Below are 5,667 nucleotides of genomic sequence, written 5' to 3'. Positions count from 1 at the left end.
CCGTGTCGATCTCACCGGGTACCGAGGACAACCAGGTCGGCCTGCGCGGGTTGGTGCGGGTCAGTGCGCGGACGCCGAGTGAGCTGGAGTACGCGGACGGCCGGCTGTCGACCATGTCCGACCGGTTGGGGATCACGTTGACGCCACTGCGCGGGTTGCAGGTGGCGGGACTGGCCGCGACGTTGCCCCTCGGGGGTCGCGCATGAGAAGCCTCTTGGGGGTCGGGCATGAGTGAGTCGTCTCGGCTCATGGATCTCCAGACCGGGAACGGTCTGGCGCAGGAGTTCATGGTCTCGCCCGCGATCCTCGACGCGATCAGCCCGACGGGTGACCGCGGCGGCATGATGCTCGGGTCGTCGCAACAGGGCGAGCCGATGACGATCTCCGCTCTGCGCCCGGCACCCACCCGCCTCGTGCTGGTCGGCGGGTTGTACCTCGCGCGACAGGTGGCGTTGCGGGCGATGGCGGTGGGAGCCTGGGTCGTCATCGCCACCGGCCGGCCGGCGGCCTGGCAGGCGTTGCAGAACGCGGCGGGAACCGGCCCGGACGGCCGGCCGGCGCCGCTGGTACAGATTCGGCGGCTGTCGCCGGTGGAGTTGCCTCGGCCGTCCGAGGACGCGCCGCTGTTGGTGGTGCACGACGGGGGGCCCACGCCGCAGGAGCTGTTCCCGCCCCGGACACCCTGGCAGACGACGATGTACGTGTTGCCGTACATGCACCCTCAGGCCGGTGCCACCGCCAACGCCGCGGATCTGGTGCTGCTGCAACGGTTGCCGGTGGGACAGGCACAGCTGGCGGCTCGCGTGTGGCGGTTGCCACCACCGATGGTGCACGAGCTGACCACGCTGCCGGATGACGAGGTCGTGGCGCTCGGACACATGCTCTGGAAGCGGATGCGGTTGATCACCAATACCAAGGAGCAGCAGATCCTGGGGCCCGTTCGGCGCGGGGACTAGGTCGCTTCAGATCGCGCCTCCGCTGCGGGGTGATGGGGCTCGTGGTTGTGGCCGCCGTCGCTGGTGGTTAGTGGGTCGTGGCCGTCGTCGCCGGTGTCGGGGCCGTCGTCCTTGGTTCGGTGGGTTCGGTGGTGCGCGCCTCGTCCTCGGTGTTCGGTGGGTTTGGTGGTGCGCGCTGCGGCCTCGATGTTCGGTGAGTTCGGTGGTGCGCACTGCGGCCTCGGGAGTCTGGTGGGCCGTGGTGCGCGCCTCGTCCCAGGTGTTCGGTGGTGGCGGCGGGATTGTACGGGCGGCGACTCACGCCTCAAGGGCGCCTTCGGCGTCGGGCTCCGCCCGATGACGGCCTAGCGGCCGTCCCCCTTGACCCGCGAGCATCCGCCGCCCTGGGCAGGCCCCTCCGGGGGCAGGCTGGCGCCTGCCTGCCTTGCCCCCGCCACCACCACCGAACCGCCTAGCAGGGAGATCTGTTCCGCCACCCTGGCCACACGGCTGGGTCCGGCTCCGTCCACCTCGGTCACGAGGCTGGGTCCGGCCCGGTCACTTTGGCCATCGGGCTTGGGTTCGGCTCCGCCACTTTGGCCATCGGGCTTGGGTCCGCCTGCGTCGCCTCGGCCACGGGGCCTGGGTCGCCACTGTCGCTTCGGGGAGGGGGCTTTGATCGTTTCAGCCACTTGGCCGCGGGGGGCTTCAGCCGCTTGACCGCGGGGCTGGTTTCGCCTTTGCCGGCTCGGCCACGGAGGCCGGGTCGCCTCAGCCGCTTTGGCCATAGGGCTTAGGTCGCGTCAGCCTTCACCACTCTGGCCACCCCGCTGGATTGCTTCAACCATCCTGGCCAACGTTCCCCACCTGGCAAGTCCTCGGGCTCGCCGCCGTCGCGGTTGCCGGCTCCCAACACGCGGCAGGCAGCTCAACCTCTGCCGCCGTTCGGTGCAACTTGTTCCCAGGCAAGTGGGCAAGTGTTCATAAGTAACTTCCCGAACACGGCTGACTCTATTGCGTCACCGGGCTCTCCGGACAAATCTGGGGATAGTTCGCTTGCGAACGACGTCATCTCCCCTACGCGTCGAGGCCCATCTGAGGGCTGGAGGTCTCGCGCGCCCTGCTGCAAGGAGAAACGTATGGGAAGGTCTCGTGCCGTCTCGTTGAGACGGGTCATGGCGGCTGGGTTCGCCACCGCGGCGGCCGTGGGGCTCGCGGTTGTGGCCACCGCGCCCGCGTCCGCCGCTGAGGGGCAGATCCTCGGTGTCGGTACGGCCAACGCCATCGACGGTAGCTACATCGTCGTGTACAAGGACGGTGCCGCCGCGGCGGCGAAGAGTGCTGCCACCTCACTCGGGTCCAGGGTCACCTATCGGTACAGCACGGTGTTCAGCGGGTTCGCGGCGTCGATGAGCGAGCAGCAGGCCAAGCAGCTCGCCGCCGATCCGGATGTCGCTTACGTGCAGCAGAACCAGACGGTCAGCATCACGACCGACCAGCCGAACCCGCCGTCATGGGGGCTGGATCGGGTCGACCAGCGGAACCTGCCGCTCGACCACAACTACTCGTACTCCACGACCGCCAGCAACGTGCACGCGTACATCATCGACACCGGCGCGGACCTCAGCCACCCGGACTTCGGCGGGCGGATGACCAGCGGTTTCGACGCCGTGGACGGTGGCACCGCCGATGACGGGAACGGGCACGGGACGCACGTCGCCGGCAACATCGGCGGTACCACCTACGGGTTGGCCAAGGGTGTGCAGCTTGTCGCCGTTCGCGTGTTGAACAACGGTGGTTCCGGCACCTCGGCGGGCGTCGCCGCGGGTATTGACTGGGTGACCGCCAACGCGGTGCTGCCTGCCGTGGCGAACATGAGCCTCGGTGGCAGTGGCACGGACACCACCATCAACACCGCGGTGCGGAACTCGATCGCCCACGGTGTGACCTACGCGATCGCGTCCGGCAACTCCAACGCCAACGCCTGCGACTTCTCGCCGGCGCAGGTGGCCGAGGCCATCACCGTGAACGCGACGGACACCAACGACGCGCGTGCCTCGTTCTCGAACTTCGGCAACTGCTCCGACATCTTCGCGCCAGGCGTCAACATCACGTCCGACTGGCTCTCCGGCGGCACGAACACCATCAGCGGCACGTCGATGGCGACACCGCACGTGACCGGCGCGGCGGCGCTCTACCTGGCCGACCACCCGGACGCGTTGCCGGCGGAGGTCCAGGCCGCGCTGAAGGGCAACGCCACCCCCGGCAAGGTCACCAACGCCGGCAGCGGCTCGCCGGACAAGCTGCTGTACACGGGTACGGAGCCCCCGCCGCCGCCCCCGTCCAACGGGGCCTGCCCCGCGGCGACCAACGGCAACGACGTCGCGATCAACGACAACTCCACCGTGAACAGCCCGATCACCATCTCCGGGTGCTCCGGGACCGGCAGCGACGGGTCCACCGTCGAGGTGCACATCGTCCACACCTACATCGGTGACCTGGTCGTCGACCTCGTCGCGCCGGACGGGTCGGTGTACAACCTGCACAACCGGGCCGGCGGCAGCGCCGACAACATCGACCAGACCTTCACCCTGAACCTGACGAGCGAGACCGCCAACGGCACGTGGAACCTCCGCGTCCGCGACGCGGCCACCCTCGACACGGGCCGCATCGACAGCTGGACGCTCGACCTGTAGAACCCGAGTCCTGAAGGCCTCCTTCGTGGAAGGGGGCCTTCAGGGCTGTTCGCGGAGGTTGCGGGTTTGTTCGGCGCGTGCGGCCAGCTGGTCGTCGGGCGGGTAGTCCACGCCCACCAGGGTCAGGCCGTGGGCCGGGGCGACCGTGACGGTGCTGGGGCGGGTCTCCGCCTTCAGCAGGGACGCCGGCCACCCGACCGGCTTGCGGCCCTCGCCCACCGCCAGCAACGCACCCACGAGGCTGCGGACCATCGAGTGGCAGAACGCGTCGGCCGACACCTCCGCCGACACGACCGTGCCGGTGCGGGTCCAGTGCAGGCGCTGCAGGTCGCGGATGGTCGTCGCGCCCTCGCGGCGGCGGCAGAACGCCACGAAGTCGTTCAGGCCGACCAGAAGCGTGGACGCCTCGTTCAGCGCGGCGACGTCCAGCGCGCGGGGCCAGGTCACCGTGTCGTTGCGGCGCAGGGGGTCCGCGGACCACTGCTGGTCGCACACGCGGTAGACGTAGTGGCGGCGGACCGCGGAGAAGCGGGCGTCGAAGCCGGGTGGGGCCGGGCGAACGGCGCGGACCCGCACGTCCGCGGGCAGGGCACGGGCCAGGCGCGGCAGGTCCGGAGCCACCGGCAGGTCGGTGTGGGCGACCTGGCCGGACGCGTGGACGCCGGCATCGGTGCGGCCGGCGACGGTCAGGCGGACGTCGTGGCGCAGCACCAGTGACAGGGTGTCCTCGATGACCGCGCACACCGTGCGGCGGCCCGGCTGGCGGGCCCAACCCGAGAAGTCCGTGCCGTCGTAGGCGATGTCGAGCTGGTAGCGGACGAGCCCGCCGTCCCGGGCAGGGACGACGGGCTCGTTCGACGTGACAAGACCGGTCAGGACTCGTCGTCCTCCTGCTGAGCCTTGGGCTTGCTGAAGCCCGCGGCCTCCGCGGCCTCGGCCGTGGCGAACCACACCTCGGGGTCGGTCTGCTCGTAGTGCGCCGACTCCTGGTCGTGGTACAGCATCGAGTCGGCGTTGCCCTTGATCGGGTAGCCCTCGGGCTGCGAACCGTCCTCCAGCGGGGCGTGGCTGCCCTCGCCGTACGGGTGGTCCTCGTCCGACGCGCTCTCCTCGACCTCGACGTCCGCCGAGGTGTCGACGGCCTCGTCGGCCGCCGTCTCCTCGGTGGTCTCCTCGGTCTCGGTGGCGGCCTCGGCCTTCTCGTCCTTGGCGAACCGCGTCTTGCGGGCGGCCTCGGCCTCGGCGGTGACCGTCTTCTCAGCCACCAGCTCGATGATCGCCATGGGGGCGTTGTCGCCCTTGCGCGGGAGCGTCTTCAGGATCCGGGTGTAGCCACCGTTGCGGTCGGCGAAGAACGGGCCGATCTCCGTGACCAGCCGGTGCACGATTCCCTTGTCCCGGATCAGCTGCATGATCTGGCGCCGGTTGTGCAGATCGCCCTTCTTCGCCTTGGTGATCAGGCGCTCGGCGTACGGCCGCAGCTTCTTGGCCTTGGCCTGGGTGGTGTGGATCCGGCCGTGCTCGACCAGCGACGTGGCAAGGTTTGCCAGCATCAGCCGCTCGTGGGCCGGCGAGCCGCCCAGGCGGGCGCCCTTCGTTGGCGTGGGCATTACAGCTGCTCCGTCTCCGCGTAGTCCTGGCCGTCATCGTGGCTGGAGTCCGCACCGACGCCGGTGTCCGAGGACCACCCTTCGCTCGCGTAGTCCGAGGCGGCGGTGGTCGGGTCGAACCCGGGCGGGCTGTCCTTCAGCGCCAGGCCGAGACCGACGAGCTTCATCTTGACCTCGTCGATCGACTTGGCGCCGAAGTTGCGGATGTCCAGCAGGTCAGCCTCGCTGCGCGAAACCAGTTCACCCACGGTGTGGATGCCCTCACGCTTGAGGCAGTTGTACGAACGCACGGTGAGGTCGAGGTCCTCGATCGGCATCGCGTAGGCGGCGATGGTGTCCGCCTCCTGCGGCGACGGACCGATCTCGATCCCCTCGGCGTCCACGTTCAGTTCCCGCGCCAGGCCGAACAGCTCGACCAGCGTCTTG

The 5,667-nt window shown here is 69.8% G+C and carries 4 protein-coding genes and 2 pseudogenes; 3 read left to right on the top strand and 3 right to left on the bottom strand.

Features of this window, described 5'->3' with window-relative positions:
- The 3 genes and pseudogenes from ACJ73U_RS28875 to ACJ73U_RS28865 all read left to right on the top strand — a co-directional run.
- Positions 1 to 206, top strand: a pseudogene (locus ACJ73U_RS28875) (type VII secretion protein EccE); the annotation flags it as partial.
- Positions 207 to 227: 21 nt separating this feature from the next.
- Positions 228 to 956 (top strand): hypothetical protein, encoded by a 729-nt coding sequence (locus ACJ73U_RS28870; RefSeq protein ID WP_407780876.1) that lies wholly within the window; start codon positions 228 to 230, stop codon positions 954 to 956.
- A 1,118-nt stretch (positions 957 to 2,074) separates the two neighbouring features.
- Positions 2,075 to 3,631: a S8 family peptidase gene (locus ACJ73U_RS28865; RefSeq protein WP_407780875.1), complete on the top strand. Its 1,557-nt coding sequence runs from the start codon at positions 2,075 to 2,077 to the stop codon at positions 3,629 to 3,631.
- A gap of 39 nt (positions 3,632 to 3,670) precedes the next feature.
- On the opposite strand, the gene truA is transcribed toward ACJ73U_RS28865, so the two are convergent.
- The 3 genes and pseudogenes from truA to ACJ73U_RS28850 all read right to left on the bottom strand — a co-directional run.
- On the bottom strand, positions 3,671 to 4,507 hold the full coding sequence (truA, locus tag ACJ73U_RS28860; protein ID WP_407780877.1) for a tRNA pseudouridine(38-40) synthase TruA: 837 nt from the start codon (positions 4,505 to 4,507) through the stop codon (positions 3,671 to 3,673).
- Between the two features lie 218 nt (positions 4,508 to 4,725).
- Positions 4,726 to 5,241 (bottom strand): annotated as a pseudogene (gene rplQ, locus ACJ73U_RS28855) (50S ribosomal protein L17); the annotation flags it as partial.
- Positions 5,241 to 5,667 (bottom strand): DNA-directed RNA polymerase subunit alpha C-terminal domain-containing protein (locus tag ACJ73U_RS28850; protein ID WP_407780874.1); only part of this gene is annotated, 427 nt, incomplete at its 5' end. The gene ACJ73U_RS28850 and the pseudogene rplQ, both read right to left, overlap by 1 nt.

The sequence above is a fragment of the Actinophytocola sp. genome (assembly GCF_045807065.1).
In the GTDB taxonomy this organism is placed as follows: Bacteria; Actinomycetota; Actinomycetes; order Mycobacteriales; family Pseudonocardiaceae; genus Actinophytocola.
The sequence above is the reverse complement of the archived record's forward strand: the minus strand, read 5'-3'. Positions and strand labels throughout refer to the sequence as shown.

Coding starts and splice junctions, on each gene's coding strand:
- ACJ73U_RS28865 (WP_407780875.1), top strand. CDS start 2,075: ATGGGAAGGTCTCGTGCCGTCTCGTTGAGACGGGTCATGGCGGCTGGG.
- ACJ73U_RS28870 (WP_407780876.1), top strand. CDS start 228: ATGAGTGAGTCGTCTCGGCTCATGGATCTCCAGACCGGGAACGGTCTG.